Origin of the sequence: Streptosporangium sp. NPDC000509, from assembly GCF_042898365.1 — a bacterium.
Taxonomy (GTDB): domain Bacteria; phylum Actinomycetota; class Actinomycetes; order Streptosporangiales; family Streptosporangiaceae; genus Streptosporangium.
The window spans coordinates 349,467-364,551 of record NZ_JBIAYX010000002.1 but is presented as its reverse complement, the minus strand read 5'-3'; the positions used below and the strand labels follow the sequence as shown (position 1 = coordinate 364,551).

The 15,085-nt window shown below is 68.9% G+C and carries 14 protein-coding genes; 8 read left to right on the top strand and 6 right to left on the bottom strand.

From position 1 onward, the window contains the following. Positions 1–59 precede the first annotated feature (59 nt). The 4 genes from ACFY3D_RS05200 to ACFY3D_RS05185 are packed head-to-tail and all read right to left on the bottom strand — an operon-like array spanning position 60 to position 3,936. Positions 60–2,237 carry a xanthine dehydrogenase family protein molybdopterin-binding subunit gene (locus tag ACFY3D_RS05200; RefSeq protein WP_389975117.1) on the bottom strand — a complete coding sequence of 726 codons (2,178 nt, stop codon included), beginning with the start codon at positions 2,235–2,237 and terminating at the stop codon, positions 60–62. After that, positions 2,234–3,184: an FAD binding domain-containing protein gene (locus tag ACFY3D_RS05195; RefSeq protein ID WP_389975114.1), complete on the bottom strand. Its 951-nt coding sequence runs from the start codon at positions 3,182–3,184 to the stop codon at positions 2,234–2,236. The genes ACFY3D_RS05200 and ACFY3D_RS05195 overlap by 4 nt, the downstream gene beginning before the upstream one ends. Then, positions 3,177–3,761 (bottom strand): (2Fe-2S)-binding protein, encoded by a 585-nt coding sequence (locus tag ACFY3D_RS05190; RefSeq protein ID WP_389975111.1) that lies wholly within the window; start codon positions 3,759–3,761, stop codon positions 3,177–3,179. Before ACFY3D_RS05190 ends, ACFY3D_RS05195 begins: the two co-directional genes overlap by 8 nt. 10 nt (positions 3,762–3,771) lie before the next feature. Further along, on the bottom strand, positions 3,772–3,936 hold the full coding sequence (locus ACFY3D_RS05185; protein WP_389975108.1) for a hypothetical protein: 165 nt from the start codon (positions 3,934–3,936) through the stop codon (positions 3,772–3,774). A gap of 102 nt (positions 3,937–4,038) precedes the next feature. Between ACFY3D_RS05185 and ACFY3D_RS05180 the strand changes: the two genes are divergently transcribed. From ACFY3D_RS05180 to ACFY3D_RS05165, 4 genes are all read left to right on the top strand, one after another. Then, positions 4,039–4,962 carry a LysR substrate-binding domain-containing protein gene (locus tag ACFY3D_RS05180; protein ID WP_389975105.1) on the top strand — a complete coding sequence of 308 codons (924 nt, stop codon included), beginning with the start codon at positions 4,039–4,041 and terminating at the stop codon, positions 4,960–4,962. 284 nt (positions 4,963–5,246) lie between these two features. Continuing rightward, positions 5,247–5,483 carry a DUF4244 domain-containing protein gene (locus ACFY3D_RS05175; protein ID WP_389975102.1) on the top strand — a complete coding sequence of 79 codons (237 nt, stop codon included), beginning with the start codon at positions 5,247–5,249 and terminating at the stop codon, positions 5,481–5,483. 59 nt (positions 5,484–5,542) lie between these two features. Beyond that, a complete protein-coding gene (locus tag ACFY3D_RS05170) occupies positions 5,543–5,875 on the top strand; it encodes a TadE family type IV pilus minor pilin (protein WP_362926367.1) in 333 nt (110 codons plus the stop codon). A 7-nt stretch (positions 5,876–5,882) separates the two neighbouring features. Further along, positions 5,883–6,266: an Rv3654c family TadE-like protein gene (locus ACFY3D_RS05165; protein ID WP_389975098.1), complete on the top strand. Its 384-nt coding sequence runs from the start codon at positions 5,883–5,885 to the stop codon at positions 6,264–6,266. A gap of 70 nt (positions 6,267–6,336) precedes the next feature. On the opposite strand, the gene ACFY3D_RS05160 is transcribed toward ACFY3D_RS05165, so the two are convergent. Beyond that, complete coding sequence (locus ACFY3D_RS05160) at positions 6,337–8,805, bottom strand: DEAD/DEAH box helicase (protein WP_389975095.1); 2,469 nt, start codon at positions 8,803–8,805, stop codon at positions 6,337–6,339. 263 nt (positions 8,806–9,068) lie between these two features. Between ACFY3D_RS05160 and ACFY3D_RS05155 the strand changes: the two genes are divergently transcribed. The 4 genes from ACFY3D_RS05155 to ACFY3D_RS05140 all read left to right on the top strand — a co-directional run bounded on the left by ACFY3D_RS05155 (position 9,069) and on the right by ACFY3D_RS05140 (position 13,747). Further along, positions 9,069–9,419: an STAS domain-containing protein gene (locus tag ACFY3D_RS05155; protein WP_030916965.1), complete on the top strand. Its 351-nt coding sequence runs from the start codon at positions 9,069–9,071 to the stop codon at positions 9,417–9,419. Positions 9,420–9,421: 2 nt separating this feature from the next. After that, positions 9,422–9,868 (top strand): ATP-binding protein, encoded by a 447-nt coding sequence (locus ACFY3D_RS05150; RefSeq protein WP_350942543.1) that lies wholly within the window; start codon positions 9,422–9,424, stop codon positions 9,866–9,868. Positions 9,869–10,734: 866 nt separating this feature from the next. Further along, a complete protein-coding gene (locus ACFY3D_RS05145) occupies positions 10,735–13,065 on the top strand; it encodes a sodium-translocating pyrophosphatase (RefSeq protein WP_350942544.1) in 2,331 nt (776 codons plus the stop codon). Positions 13,066–13,273: 208 nt separating this feature from the next. Then, positions 13,274–13,747 (top strand): SixA phosphatase family protein, encoded by a 474-nt coding sequence (locus ACFY3D_RS05140; protein ID WP_389975091.1) that lies wholly within the window; start codon positions 13,274–13,276, stop codon positions 13,745–13,747. A 109-nt stretch (positions 13,748–13,856) separates the two neighbouring features. On the opposite strand, the gene serB is transcribed toward ACFY3D_RS05140, so the two are convergent. After that, on the bottom strand, positions 13,857–15,080 hold the full coding sequence (serB, locus tag ACFY3D_RS05135) for a phosphoserine phosphatase SerB (protein ID WP_350942546.1): 1,224 nt from the start codon (positions 15,078–15,080) through the stop codon (positions 13,857–13,859). Between the last annotated feature and the right edge of the window lie 5 nt (positions 15,081–15,085).

Here is a 15,085-nt window from a genome sequence, read left to right as displayed (position 1 = left end):
TGGTACGGCAGGTGTCCGACCGGACGGGCTGGACCTCGGTTTCCGGATGCGGTCAACGGTCACGAGAGCGCTTGGATGATCTTGTCTTGAGTGATGGGCAGGTCGCGGATTCGTTTCCCGATGGCGTGGTGGACGGCGTTGCCGATCGCGGCGGTCAGCCCCGTCGAGGGGACCTCGCCGAAACCGCGGGCGCCCAGCGCGTCGCTGGAGGGATCGGGACGGTCGATGAAGTCGACGTCGATGTCGGGCACATCGGCGTTGACCGGGATGAGGTATGTGGACAGGTTCGGCGTGACGATGCGGCCCAGATGCGGATCGACCAGGGCGTGCTCGGTGAGCGAGAGCCCGATGCACCAGGTGGCTCCGCCGATCGCCTGGCCGCGTGCGGTCTTCTGGTTGAGCACCCGGCCGGGATCGAAGACACCGACGACGCGGCGCACGCGAATCCGTCCAAGACCGGGATGGACGCGGACCTCGGTGAAGTAGGCACCGACCGAGTAGCTCATCGGCGTCTGCTCCGGTGGCTCGACGGTGACCTCGATCGGCCGGCCGTGGCGGCGCATCACCTCGCGATAGCCGACACGCTTGGAGCGATGGATCAGGTAGCCGTCCTCGGTTCGTACCTCATCGGGTGACACGCCGCGTAACGGGCCTCGGCGGTCGGCCACGGCGATGGCTATCACCCGCTTGCGCGCCTCGGCCGCCGCGCGCGCCACGGCGGCGCCGACGCTCGGCACGGTCGTCGACGCCACGGCGGGAACCGACCGTGGGAAGACGGAATCGCCCAGCGAGAACCGGACGCTCCGCACCGGCATGCCCAGCACCTCGGCGCCGACCTGCGCCATCACCGTGTAGGTGCCGGTGCCGACGTCCTGCGTGCCCGACCGGATCCTGGCGGTGCCGTCCACGGTGACGGTCACGGCGGCGCCCGCTCCCGCCAGACCACCCGAGACGTGGGCGGCGGTGGCCATTCCCCAGCCGATCAGCTCGTCGCCGTCGCGCATGGAGCCGGGCCGGGGATTCCGTCGTGACCACCCGAAGCGCTCCGCGCCCTGCCGGTAGCATTCCCGCAGGTAGCTGCTGCCGTGGCGCTCACCGGTCTCCTGGTTGGTATCCGACCAGTTGCGAATCCTCAGCTCGACAGGATCCAGGTCCAGCGCGTAACCGAGCTCATCCAGCGCTGACTCCAGGGCGTGGTTCGCGACGCTCTCCGGCGAGCGGACGAAGCCGGCGGTCGGCAGGTCGGAGCGGACCGCCCGCATCGTCGTCCGCACATTCGGGCAGGCATAGAGGATCTTGGTCGGTTCGGTGCCGTTGCACATGGACTCGTCGGTGCGCGAGACGTGCTGGGTGAGGGTGTGGTCGATCGCGGTGAGCCTTCCTTCACGGGTGGCGCCCACGCGCAGCGCGTGATGGGTCTCCGAGCGGTGGCCGTGGCTGGTGTAGGTGTCCGCCCGTGTCAGCACCAGCTTGACCGGTCGCCTGATCTGCCGGGCGACCGCCGCGGCCAGGATGGGCTGCGGCCACGACAGTCCCTTGCCGCCGAACCCGCCGCCCAGATACGGGCAGATCACCCGGACGTTCTCCCTGCGCAGCCCGAACGCCTCCATGAGCGAGTTCTGGACATCGGTGATGGACTGGGTCGACAGGTACACGGTCAGCCTGCCGCCGTCCCAGCCGGCGACCGCGGCCGTCGGCTCCATCGGGTTGTGTTCCTGCAGCGGAGTCGTGTAGGTGGCCTCGACCTTGACCTGCGCGGACGCGAGCCCGGAGGTGACGTCGCCACGTGCGTAGGTGGGTGGGCCGAACGGGCCGGGCTCAGGCACGTACGCCTCGTCCAGACTGAGTAAGACCTGCGGTGCCTCGGCACGGTAGCTCGCCGCGACCAGGGTGGCCGCGTGCTGGGCCTGCTCAAGGGTCTGTGCCACCACCACCGCGACGGGCTGTCCCGCGTGCCGGATCCGGTCGTCCTGCACAGGCAGAAAGCCCTTCACGTAGCGGGCCTCTCCACTCGGCAGGGCGATGCGGGGCATGTTCCGATGCGTGAACACCCCGAGCACGCCCGGGGCGGCGGAGGCTCGTGTCGTGTCGACGGCGGTGACGCGTCCGCGGGCGATCGTGCTCATGACCGTGACGGCGTGGGTCATCCCGGAGGCTTCCGCGTCCGCGACATACCGTGCGGCACCGGTGACCTTCGCGATGCCGTCCACTCGGGAGATCGGCTTGCCGACGCTCATGAGAGAACCTCCGCGAGAGCACGCTGGACCAGCGAGACCTTGAAGGCGTTGTGTTCACGCGGCACGGCTCCGCGCACCAGCGCCTCGCCCGCCGCCTTGATCGAGGCCTCGTCGAGTGGGCGCCCGATCAACGCCCGCTCGACCGCCGGTGAGCGCCAGGGCTGGGGGGCGATACCACCAAAAGCCAGTCGTGCCTCGTGGACCACGCCGTCGTCAAGCCGTACCAGAGCCGCGACGGAGACAACGGCGAACTCGAACGTCGCGCGGTCCCGCACCTTCAGATACCGCGAAATCTTGGCCAAGGGCGTGACGGGCACATCGATCCTGGTGATGAGCTCGCCTTGGCGCAGGACGGTCTCCAGGTGCGGTGTGGCACCGGGAGGCAGGTAGAAGTCGGCGATGGCGATACGTCGCTGGTGCGTCACCACGGTCGCGTCCAGCGCGGTCAGGGCGACGGCCAGATCCGACGGGTGGACCGCGATGCAGTGGTCGCTGCCGCCGAGGATGGCGTGCCACCGATTCTGGCCGCGAATCGCCGAGCATCCGCTGCCCGGCTGCCGCTTGTTGCACGGCATCGAGGCGTCCCTGAAATACCAGCACCTCGTGCGCTGCATCAGGTTGCCGCCGAGCGAGGCCATGTTGCGCACCTGAGGTGAGGCCGCGGCGAGCAGCGCCTGTGACAACACAGGCATGCGGTCGCGTACGGCCGGGTTCCCGGCCACGTCGCTCATCCGGCTCAGCGCGCCGAGTTCGATCCGTCCGTCGGCGTCCCGCACACCGGACAGCGGCAGCGCGTTGATGTCGACGAGGTGGTCATGATGCTCCACGCCGTCTTTCATCAGGTTGAGCACATCGGTGCCACCGGCGATGAACCGTACCCCCGGCTGGGCGGCCAGGCGGAGCGCGGTCTCCGGGCGGTCGGCTCGCGTGTAGAGGAAGTCATCCATGCTTGGCCGCCTGCCGTACCGAGGCCACGATGTTCGGGTAGCAACCGCAGCGGCACAGGTTGCCGCTCATCCACTCACGGATCTCCTCATCGGATCCCGTGTGCCCCTCTTCGATGCAGGCGACGGCCGACATGATCTGGCCGGGCGTGCAGAATCCACACTGCAAGCCGTCGTTGTCGATGAAGGCGCTCTGTACGGGATGGAGCCCGTCGCGGTGGGCCAGGCCTTCGATGGTCGTGATCTCGCTGCCCTGCCACATCACCGCGAGGGTCAGGCACGACTTGATCCGCCGCCCGTCCACGAGCACGGTGCAGGCGCCGCATTCACCGCGGTCGCAGCCCTTCTTGGTGCCGGTGAGACCGATCCGCTCGCGCAGGGCGTCGAGCAAGGTCACCCGCGGTTCGAGCACCTGGGCGTGCGCCTCGCCATTGATCTTCAACGAGACTCGCGTGGGTCCCACCAGCGTGACCGCCATCTGTCCGGCGGCGGTCACGGGCGCGGCGGGCGCCGGAGCGGCCGTGACCGCCGCGAGGGCGGCACCGGCTTTGAGCACGGTACGCCGGGAAGTTTCTGGCACGTTGCTCACCTCACGTTGCGAAGTAGTGGTCGGCGTCGAGGTCCGCGAGGAGGCCGGGCCGTACGGGCCGCCACCCCGGCCTCTCGCAGGTCAGAGCGCTGGAAGCCGGACGATCCTGCGGCACGAAGCGCGCGAGCCAGGCGAAATGCCGTCCGCCTCTACGGATTCGGGTCATCCCCATCGTCGTAACGTCGAGGGCGCGAAGTCCAAGGCTTGTGCGGCATTCTCATACGTTTGAGGCATCACCCAAGGTCAACTGGGGAGCTATGCTGCAAACATGTCCGAATCAGCCCCGGACCTGGACCTACGGCTGGTGCGCTACTTCACGGTCGTCGCCGAGCACCGGCACTTCGGCCGCGCGGCCGAAGCCCTTCACATCACCCAGCCCTCCTTGAGCCGTCAGATTCGCAGCCTGGAGCGACAACTCGGTGTCCGCCTGCTGGATCGCACCCCGCAGGGCGCCCGGTTGACCGAGGCGGGCGAGGTCTTCCTGCCCCGCGCCAAGGCGCTGCTGCGATCATCGGCTCAGGCGGCGGCTGTCACCCGTGCCGCGGCCCATCCCAGCAGGATCACGATCGGGCACACTCTGAACGTGCCCGTCGTGCCCGCGGTGCGAGAGCTGCGCCACAGGCATCCCGACGCCGACGTACGCGTCGTGCAGCTGGCCTGGAACGAACCGCGCCCCGCGCTTCTCGAACGCCGGGTGGACGTGGCGGTGTGCCGGCTGCCGCTCCGCGACGACGGGCTCCGTGTGACGATCCTCTACGACGAGCCGCGGGTCCTGCTCGTTGCCCGCGATCACCGTTTGGCCGGCAGGGAGCACGTCACCCTCGACGACATCAGCGACGAAGCCTTGCCTCGGATGCGCGATACGGCCTGGAACGCCTACTGGCGGATCGACCCCCGACCAGGTGGCGTTCCCGCGCCGGACGGCCCGCTGGTCGAGGCTCCTGAGGAGAAGTTCGAACTCATCGCGGCCGGGCAGGCCGTGGCCATCGTCTCGGCGGGCCTGCGCGCCGAGACCCTCCACCCCGACGTCACCGGCATCCCCATGCATGGTGTGGATCCGAGCCAGGTCGTCCTCGCCACTCGCGCAGGCGATGACAACCGTCTGCTCGCACCCTTACTCGAAGCCGCCAGGACCCATCTCACGAGCAGTCTCGTCGCGGCGGGGGTCGCCGGTGAGGCGCCGCTTCCCTAAGTTATCCACAGGGTTTTCCCCGCAAGAAGGGGTTATCCACAGGAAAGCGGTGTCGCCTGTGGATAGACGTCCGGAAATTTCCTCATTGAGGACCTGGAAAGAATCCCATCCGTTGAAGGGGCCTTTCATGCTGCCTAACACCATTTTTCGCTTGCCGAGCTGTGGATAACCGGAGGCTCTTTCCCCAGAACGCGGTTCGGGTCAGCGGTGCCTCGGGCGTATGGAGAACCCTGGCGGCACCGATGCCGGGCGGTGGGTCCGGCGGAGATCTCCAGGAGGAGCAGATGGCTCGAACGAGTGCTGTTCACGCGCGGCGCGACCGGTCGCGGTGGTTGCGCGCCCGATGGGCGCTGCTGGTCGCCGGCGCGCACCGTGATCAGGGCATGTCCACCGCCGAGTACGCGGTCGGGACGATCGCCGCCTGCGCTTTCGCCGCCCTCCTCTTCAAGGTGGTGACGAGTTCCGACGTCCAACAGATGATCACAGGTCTGATCAATCGAGCGCTCACCGTGGCCGGATGATCCTCACGACATCGTCGGTCTCCTCCCGCCGGTCGGATTCCCGCGGGTCCAGGGGCTCGGTGACAGCGGAGACGGCCGCCGCGCTGCCCGCCCTCATGGTCGTTCTGGGAGCCGGGCTGTGGGCCGTGGCGGCGGTCGAGGCGCGACTGGAGTGTGTGGACGCCGCGCGAGCCGGGGCCAGGGCCGCTTCGCGCGGCGAGTCCCTTGAGCGGGTTCGGGGCGGTGTCCTGTCCGTGGCTCCGCCGGGCGCCGTGGTCACGGTGACCCGGAGCGCGGAGGTGACACGGGTGGAGGTGTCCGCGAACGTCAAACCCCGATGGGGTGCCTCGCTCCCGAGCGTGATCGTCCATGCGACCGCCGTGTCCGTCACCGAGCCAGGTCTGGAACGGTAGGCCGGGCATGGCCGGTATGGGGAGGGGGAACGCACAGCGGGGGTCGGCGACGATCTGGACGGTCGGGCTCATGGCGCTGGTCTTCGCGGTCGCGGTGGCGGTCGTGTTCGCGGGCATGGCCAGGGTCGCGCGCCACCGGGCGCAGAGCGCCGCCGACCTGAGCGCGCTCGCCGCCGCCCGGCTCGCCTTCGCGGATCCGGACCGGAGCTGCCTGAGGGCCTCCTCGCTCGCCGCGGGCAACAAGGCCAGGATCACCCGCTGCTCTCTCAGCGAGGGTGGCGTCGCGGACATCGAGGTGGTCATGGAGGTCTCGCTACCTTTGAAAGGGCCGGTGGCGATCACCTCCAGGGCACGTGCGGGACCTGTTCACATCGCTGATCCAGGACCTTGACGGCGGATCGAGCAAAACAACGGTGAGGGCATCGAGTAAAGCGGCATCGAGTAGAGCAGCGGGGAAGAGCTCATCCGCCGTCCGCCGCCCCGGCGGCTCTCCCACCCGTCACATCCGAAGTGTCCTGAGTTTTCTGGGAAAGCAGGGGCACGTCCGCAGAGTCCTGGGGGAGCGAGGACACGTTCACCGGCTGTTGCGGGAGGGGGGACGTATCCGAGGGTTCCGGGAGGGGCGAGGGCATGTCCGTGTGCTCCCGGGAGAGTGGGGAGGCGTTCGCGGGCTCTTGCGGGAGCGGGGGTGTGTCCGTGGGCTCGGGGGAGAGCAGGACGGCGAGAAGGCGGAGGGCTCCGGCCTTGTCGAGAGGTTCGTTGCCGTTGCCGCACTTGGGAGACTGGATGCACGACGGGCAGCCGCGCTCGCACTCGCAGGAGGCGATGGCCTCGCGGGTGGCCGTGAGCCAGTCGCGCGCGCGGGCGTAACCGCGTTCGGCGAAGCCGGCGCCGCCCTCGTGGCCGTCGTAGACGAAGACGGTGAGCACCCCGGTGTCGGGATGGAGTTCGGTGGAGACGCCTCCGATGTCCCAGCGGTCGCAGGTCGCGAAGAGCGGCAACAGGCCGATGGAGGCGTGTTCGGCCGCGTGCGCGGCGCCGCCGAGGTCCAGGCCCACCTCGGCGAGGGGAAGGATCGCCGAGGTGGGCAGCGTCCACCAGACGGCCCGGGTCCGTAGCGTGCGCGGGGGCAGGTCGAGAGGTTCGTCCCCCATGAGCTCACCGCTCTGGGCTCGGCGCTTGAGATAGGCCACGACCTGGCTCGTCACCTCGACCGCGCCGAAATGGAGCTCTCCCTGACCGAGAGGGTGCGAGCGAAGGGACTCGATGACCGAGATATCGGTGACATCCCTGGCGAAGGTCGTGTAGTCGGGGGTTCCCGCCTCGACCAGCGCGACCCCCGCCTCCAGATCGAGTTCGGCCACCAGGAACGTCTCTCCCTGGTGCACATAGACGGCGCCGGTGTGCACGGCCGAGTGGGCCGAAGGTTCGTCCACGGTGCCGAGCAGCCGTCCGGTGGACATCTCGACGACCTGAATGGGCGCGGCGCCCGCCCCTCTGATGTCGGCGAGGTCGGTGGCGCGTTCCCGGCTGGTCCAGAACCAGCCTGTGGCGCGTTCCCTGAGCAGGCCGTCCCCGACCAGATCGGCGAGCACCTCCTTGGTGGTCGGGCCGAAGATGTCCAGTTCGTCGTGGGTGAGCGGGATCTCGGCCGCTGCCGCGCACAGATGGGGCCCCAGCACGTACGGGTTGCCGGGGTCGAGCACGATCGTCTCCACGGGACGGCCGAACAGGGCTTCCGGATGGTGGACGAGGTAGGTGTCCAGGGGGTCGTCCCTCGCGACCAGCACCGCCAGCGCGTCCTGCCCGTCTCGCCCCGCCCGCCCGGCCTGCTGCCAGAGAGAGGCGCGGGTCCCGGGCCACCCCGCGATGAGCACGGCGTCCAGCCCGGAGACGTCGACGCCGAGTTCCAGCGCGTTGGTCGTCGCGAGACCGAGCAGTTCGCCGGAGCGCAGGGCCCTTTCCAGGTTCCTGCGATCTTCGGCGAGGTATCCGGCCCGATAGGCCGCGACCTTGCCGGGCAGCTCCGGGGGCGCCTCCCCGTCGATGACGAGGTCCTGGAGCTTGGCCCGGGTGGTGAGGGCCACGGTCTCGGCGGCCCTGCGGGAGCGGACGAAGGCGAGGGTCCGCACGTCGGAGGCGACGAGATCGGCCAGGAGATCCGCGCTCTCGGCGGTCGCGGGGCGCCGGACCGGGGCGCCGCCCTCGCCGCGCAGATCGGTCAGGGGTGGCTCCCACAGTGCGAAGGTGGTCGCGCCCCGAGGAGAGGTGTCCGTGGTCACCTCGGCCATCTGGAGGCCTGTCAGGCGCTGCGCGAAGACTCCGGGCTCGTTGGCCGTCGCCGAGGAGAGCAGAAACGCCGGGCGGGAGCCGTAACGCGCGCAGATCCGGCGTAGGCGGCGCAGGATCTGCGCGACGTGGGAGCCGAACACGCCTCGGTAACCGTGGCACTCGTCCACGACGACCATTCGGAGCCGCCGCCAGAAGAGCGACCACTGAGCGTGACGGGGCAGCAGGCTGCGGTGAAGCATGTCCGGGTTGGTGAGGACGTAGTTGGCGTGCTTGCGCACCCATGCCCTCTCCTCGAAGGAGGTGTCGCCGTCATAGGTCGCGGCGCGGAGGCCGGGAGGGTCGAGCTCGCGCAGCGCGCGGAGCTGGTCGGCGGCGAGTGCCTTGCTGGGCGACAGATAGAGGACCGTGCCGCCGTCGAGCGTCGAGGAGAGTGCCGGGACCAGGTAAGAGAGGGACTTGCCCGACGCCGTCCCCGTGGAAATGATCACGTTTTGGCCACGGTGGATCAGATCCGCGGCCTCGGCCTGATGTGGCCACAGGCCGGAAATACCGAGGTTCGCCCAGCGCGTAACCAGCCGCTGGTCGACCCAGTCGGGCCATCGGGTATCACCGGCCTGACGTGCGGGAACGTGCTCCACATGGGTAACACGCGCCCGACGTGCGGGAACGTCGAGGAGGCGGCTGAGGGCGGTGCCCGCGCTGAGGGGCGAGGATGAGGGCGGGGTCACTGGTTTCCAGTCTCACATCTGTGGGCAGAGTCGCCGGGAATCGTGATTTCGTATAGACACTGAGCGTACGCATGGTTGAATGCCGCGCGTCGGGGCTTGTCGTCCGGGGGTCACCCGGTCCCAGGAAGGCATGCTCGAATCGGTACTTTCGCAGGCAAGGCGCTGGAGGATCTGTGGATCTGAAGTTGGACCACCATTCCGAGGACCGTCTCACCATCGTTGAGGTTGAGGGTGAGATCGATGTCTACACCGCGCCCAGATTGCGTGAGCTCCTGATCGACCTGGTCAACAAGGGGAATTTCCACCTGCTCGTCAACATGGAGAAGGTCGACTTCCTTGACTCCACGGGCCTTGGTGTCCTGGTCGGCGGGCTCAAGCGAGTTAGGGCGCACGATGGCTCACTGGAGCTTGTCTGCACCCAGGAGCGCATCCTGAAGATTTTCCGGATCACTGGACTGACGAAGGTCTTCGGGATCTACGCCTCGGTCGACGAGGCCAAGGAAGCTCACGGTCGAGACAAGTAGTCGTGGCTACCGTCGAGCTGACGTTCAGCGCTCTCCCCGCGCATGTGCGGACGGCACGCCTGGTGGCCACGGCCATCGCCAGGCGTACCGGCGTACAGGAGTCGTTGCTGGACGAGGTACGGCTCGCTGTTGGAGAGGCGTGCTCGCGGGCTGTGGAGGCACATCGCCTCCACTGTCCGGGAGAGCCGATCCGGATCGAGCTACGTGATGACTTAGGGCGTTTTGAGGTGACAGTCACCGACTCCGCCCCTAGTGATGAGCTGGAACATGATCGGGCCCTTCTGGGGTTCGACGATCCGTTCGGGCAGCTTCCCGATGACCTGATGGCCGGTTTCGGCATCGCGGTCATCGCGGGGCTGGCCGACGACGTTCAGGTCTACCCAAGCCAGAAGGGCATGTGCATTCGCATGAGCTGGCCGGCGGCGACGAACGGAATGTCTCCGGTCTGAAAAGCAGACTTCGACAGCCGGGCGTGTCCATATGGACACGCCCGGCTGTTTTTGTTGGGAGTGCGCGGCCACAAGATCGTCTGTGATGACATCCGTGCCGGGGTCGCATCCGTCTGTGTCGTCCGTGGCGTCCGTGGTGTGGCGGTCATCGACCCGAGGTGTGTTCGTTGGAGACGTGTCCGGAGGCCGGATGATCTCGCCTCGCCAACGGGCCGCCGATGGCGCTCGCCGGGCCCGCCTCGCCGTTCGCCGGGGCTGGGAGCCGAGGCGGGGAGAGAGGCCGCCGAGACCCGGCGCGGCAACGTCGTTCCGCCTGCCTCGCCCGTATACCGGGGCTGTGGGTTGGGGGCTGAGGGTGGGGAGAGGGGCCGCCGAGACCCGGTGCGGCAAGATCATCCCGGCCTGCGCCGCCGTTTACCCGGCTGAGAGTTGAGGGCGGAGGGAGGGGGCCCGGAAGATCGTCCGTGATGTCCGGTGGGCGAGCCCGGTCGTTCCCCGAGGAGATTTCAATTTCGGTCAAAACTTAACGTGGCTGTTTCTTGACTGAAACTGGGAGGAAACAGGAGCTGAGGGGTGGATGTGACGGGTGAAATGACCCCATAAGCAGGTCGGCTGTCAAAGGGGGCCGCTCGCGTCGTCAATTGGGCGGGGGCAGAGGCTTCATATCCGCGTCGTCGCTGCGTAGACTCCCGGGACCGGCCAAGGTTTATCCTTCGGAGCGGCCCGTCACGCGAGCCGTACTCCGCGGGGGTCTGCAACTGGAAGCGGCACTGCCCACCATCCCGGAGTGCGCCGCCTCAGCCGCCTGACAATCACCGCAGCGCACTCCGGGCAGGACGTGTTCCCGTCTTGCCAAGGAGAGTCGGATGTCTGTGCTCCATCTCGCCGCTGCGGAGCCAGCGGTTTCCCTAAGTGGTCACCACTTCACCATCGTCATCGTGGTCGCCGCCGTCGCCCTGCTCGCACTCGCCGTCGCCGGCACACTGGTGCGGGAGGTGCTGTCCGCCGACCAAGGCACCGAACGTATGCAGAACATCGCGAGAGCCGTCCAGGAGGGGGCTTCCGCGTATCTCGCGCGACAGTTCCGGACGCTCGCGCTATTCGTCATTTTGATCCCGTTCCTGCTGTACCTTCTCCCGGCCGAGACGACCAGCGTGAGGATCGGCAGGTCGGCGTTCTTCGTCGTCGGCGCGCTGTTCTCGGCGTTGACCGGATTCATCGGCATGTGGCTCGCGGTCCGCGGCAACGTCCGTGTCGCCGCCGCCGCCCGCACGTCCGGTGAGAAGGTCGCCATGCGGATCGCCTTCCGCACCGGTGGCGTGGCCGGAATGATCACCGTTGGCCTCGGCCTGCTCGGCGCGGCCGTGGTGGTGATCGCCTACGGGGGCGAAGCCCCGGCCGTGCTGGAGGGCTTCGGCTTCGGTGCCGCGCTGCTCGCGATGTTCATGCGAGTCGGCGGAGGCATTTTCACCAAGGCCGCCGATGTCGGCGCCGACCTCGTCGGCAAGGTCGAGCAGGGCATTCCCGAGGACGACCCGCGCAACGCCGCCACCATCGCCGACAACGTCGGCGACAACGTGGGTGACTGCGCGGGCATGGCCGCCGACCTGTTCGAGTCCTACGCGGTCATGCTGGTCGCCAGCCTGATCCTGGGCCGGGTGGCCTTCGGCGTCGAGGGACTGGTGTTCCCGCTGATCGTGCCCATGATCGGTGTGATCACGGCGATCATCGGCATCTTCGTCACCGCCCCGCGCGCCGGCGACCGCAACGCGATGGCCGCGATCAACCGGGGCTTCTTCATCTCGGCGGCCATCTCGGCGGTCCTCGTCGCCGGCGCGGCCTACCTCTACCTGCCGGCCAGCTTCTCCGGTCTGACCAATGTGAGCCCGGAGATCGCCGCGGTCACCTCGGACCCGCGTCTGATCGCGATCGGGGCGGTGCTCATCGGCCTGGTCCTGGCGAGCACCATCCAGATCCTCACCGGCTACTTCACCGAGACGAACCGCCGCCCGGTGCAGGACATCGGCGAGAGCTCCCGTACGGGCCCCGCCACGGTCATCCTGTCCGGCATCAGCGTCGGTCTGGAGTCGGCGGTCTACTCCGCGCTGATCATCGGAGCCGCCGTCTACGGAGCCTTCCTGCTCGGCTTCGGCAACGTCACGATCGCGCTGTTCGCCGTGGCGCTGGCGGGTACCGGCCTGCTGACCACGGTCGGCGTGATCGTGTCGATGGACACCTTCGGTCCCGTCTCCGACAACGCCCAGGGCATCGCCGAGATGTCCGGCGACGTCGAGGGCGAGGGCGCTCAGGTCCTCACCTCGCTGGACGCCGTCGGTAACACCACCAAGGCCATCACCAAGGGCATCGCGATCGCCACCGCCGTGCTCGCCGCGACCGCGCTGTTCGGCGCGTTCCGTACGGCGGTCGAGGGCGAGCTGGTGGGTGCCACGGCGAGCGTGAAGGAGGCGCTGGGCTCGTTCAGCGCGTTCAGCCTGAGCGTCGACTCCCCGAACGTGCTGGTCGGTCTGATCATCGGCGCCGCGGTGGTGTTCATGTTCTCCGGCCTGGCGATCATGGCGGTCGGCCGCGCGGCCGGACGGGTGGTCTTCGAGGTGCGCGAGCAGTTCCGCACCAAGCCGGGCATCATGGCGGGGACGGAACTCCCCGACTACGGCAGGGTCGTCGACATCTGCACCCGCGACTCGCTGCGGGAGCTGGCGACGCCCGGCCTGCTCGCCGTCCTCACCCCGATCGCCGTCGGTTTCGCCCTCGGGTACGCCCCGCTCGGCGCGTTCCTGGCCGGTGCCATCGCCTGCGGCACGCTCATGGCGGTGTTCCTGGCCAACTCCGGTGGTGCCTGGGACAACGCCAAGAAGCTGGTCGAGGACGGCCACCACGGTGGCAAGGGCTCGCCGGCCCACGAGGCCACCATCATCGGTGACACCGTCGGCGACCCGTTCAAGGACACCGCGGGACCGGCGATCAACCCGCTCCTCAAGGTGATGAACCTCGTGGCGCTGCTGATCGCCCCCGCCGTGGTGACCTACGCCGACAACCCGACGCTGCGCATCGGCATCACGGTGGTCGCGGTCGGCATCGTCGTCGCCGCGGTCGTCTTCTCCAAGCGTCGTTCGGCGGGCATCGCCCCGACGGAGGAGAGCAACTCCGACCGGGAGCCGGAGCAGGTCTCCAGCTGAGCGAACGCTCGACGGAAACGTTCGACGGAAACGTTCGACGGAGGGGTGCACGGGCCACGTGCACCCCTTCGGCGTGTGCGGGCCACCCCGGTGGGAAACTGGCCCGTATGGAACAGCAGCCTTCCGGAGGCAAGACACTCGTCCTCATCCTGCTGGCGATGGCCGCGATGTTCGCGGTGATCGTGGGTCTGGCCGTGTGGGCGTCGCGATGACCGCGCGCACGCTCGTCGTCCTGCGCCACGCCAAGGCGGCTCACACCTCCGGCCTCGCCGACAGGGAACGCCCCCTCACCGATGTCGGCGAGCGCGACGCCCTCAAGGTCGGCGCGGCCCTCGTCGGTATGAACCTCACCCCCGACCTGGTGCTCTGCTCGCCGTCGGTACGGACCAGGCGGACCGCCGACCTGGCACTCCCCGGTGTGGAGACCCTCATCGAACCGGCCATATACGAGGCATATCCCGACGAGCTGCTCACGCTGATCCGGCGGAGCGATCCCGAGGCGCGCACGCTGGTCCTGGTCGGCCACAACCCCGGGGTTCAGGAGCTTGTCATGCAGCTCACCTCGGCCGACGGCGACGCCGGGTTCCCGCCCGGCGCGTTCGCCGTCATCGGGGTCGACGGCGAGTGGGCCGAGCTCGACACCGGCCGCGGCATCGTCCACTGGACCCCCAGGAAGCACTGAGAACCCACGCGAGAGCTGAGACACGAGTGACCGTCTCAGCTCTTCGGCGACGCCTCGGGACAGCCGTACGGTGATCGCGTTCGCGGGTGGCCCACCCCACCGATCATGGTCAACGTTCGGCGGCGGTGACACCGTCCTCGGCGTCGGCGTCCTCCACCTCGGCGCGCGGGATGCCCAGCAGGTAGAGGATCGAGTCGAGGTAGGGGACGTTGACCGCGGTGTCGGCGGCGCGGCGGACCACCGGCTTGGCGTTGAACGCGATGCCGAGACCGGCCGCCGCGATCATGTCCAGGTCGTTGGCGCCGTCGCCGATGGCCACGGTCTGGCTGATCGGGATCCCCGCCTCGCGGGCGAAGCGCTCCAGTGCCCGCGCCTTGCCCGGCCGGTCGACGATCTCGCCGACGACCCGCCCGGTCAGCACGCCGTCGACGACCTCCAGGGTGTTGGCCGCGGAGTAGTCGATCCCGAGGTCCTCGACGAGGGCGTCGGTGAGCTGCGTGAACCCGCCGCTGACGATCGCGAACCGGTAGTCGAGCCGCTTGAGCGTCCGTACCAGCGTCCGGGCGCCGGGAGTCAGCACGAGCTCCTTGCGTACCTTCTCGAAGACCTCCTCGGAGAGGCCCTCAAGCTGCGCGACCCGGCGGCGCAGCGACTCGGCGAAGTCGAGCTCGCCGCGCATCGCCTCCTCGGTGACCCGGGCGACCTCCTCCAGGCAGCCGGCGTGCGCCGCGAGCAGCTCGATCACCTCGGCCTGGATGAGCGTCGAGTCGACGTCCATCACGATCAGGCGCTTCGCCCTGCGGTGCAGGCCGGTCCGCTGCACGGCGACGTCGACCTGCTGGGCGTGCGCCTCGACGGCCAGCTCCGCCCTGAGGGTGTCGGGGTCGGCGCCGGAGAGCGAGAGCTCGATGCAGGTCACCGGATAGCTGGACAGGCGCTCGATCCGGTCGATGTTGGCACCGGCCGCGGCGATCCGCCCCGCGATCCCCGCCATGGCGGCGGGCTGCAGCGGTGAGCCGAGCACGGTGACGTCGAGCCGCCCCCTGCGCCGCTTCTCCTTCGAGTCGGAGCCGGTGGACAGCTCCACGTGGAGTCCGAGGTCCTCCGCGGCCCGCTCGACGGCGGTCCAGAGGGCCCCGAGGGTGCCGCCGGTGCCGGTCGGCGTGTCGCCCGCGTACGAGACGAGGACGCCGAGGGTGAGCCGGCCGCGGATGACGACCTGCTCCACGTCGGCGACGATGACGGGGAAGCCGGCCAGGACCGAGAAGAGGCGTGAGGTCACGCCCGGTCGGTCGGGGCCGTTCAACGTGATCAGAAGCGTGCGCTGGTTCATCGGTT

What these genes read in the sequence shown, in the direction of transcription:
- ACFY3D_RS05185 (WP_389975108.1), bottom strand. Translation starts at nt 3,936, where the DNA reads ATGACCCGAATCCGTAGAGGCGGACGGCATTTCGCCTGGCTCGCGCGC.
- ACFY3D_RS05200 (WP_389975117.1), bottom strand. Translation starts at nt 2,237, where the DNA reads ATGAGCGTCGGCAAGCCGATCTCCCGAGTGGACGGCATCGCGAAGGTC.
- ACFY3D_RS05140 (WP_389975091.1), top strand. Translation starts at nt 13,274, where the DNA reads ATGACCGCGCGCACGCTCGTCGTCCTGCGCCACGCCAAGGCGGCTCAC.
- ACFY3D_RS05175 (WP_389975102.1), top strand. Translation starts at nt 5,247, where the DNA reads ATGGCTCGAACGAGTGCTGTTCACGCGCGGCGCGACCGGTCGCGGTGG.
- ACFY3D_RS05195 (WP_389975114.1), bottom strand. Translation starts at nt 3,184, where the DNA reads ATGGATGACTTCCTCTACACGCGAGCCGACCGCCCGGAGACCGCGCTC.
- serB (WP_350942546.1), bottom strand. Translation starts at nt 15,080, where the DNA reads ATGAACCAGCGCACGCTTCTGATCACGTTGAACGGCCCCGACCGACCG.
- ACFY3D_RS05180 (WP_389975105.1), top strand. Translation starts at nt 4,039, where the DNA reads ATGTCCGAATCAGCCCCGGACCTGGACCTACGGCTGGTGCGCTACTTC.
- ACFY3D_RS05145 (WP_350942544.1), top strand. Translation starts at nt 10,735, where the DNA reads ATGTCTGTGCTCCATCTCGCCGCTGCGGAGCCAGCGGTTTCCCTAAGT.
- ACFY3D_RS05165 (WP_389975098.1), top strand. Translation starts at nt 5,883, where the DNA reads ATGGCCGGTATGGGGAGGGGGAACGCACAGCGGGGGTCGGCGACGATC.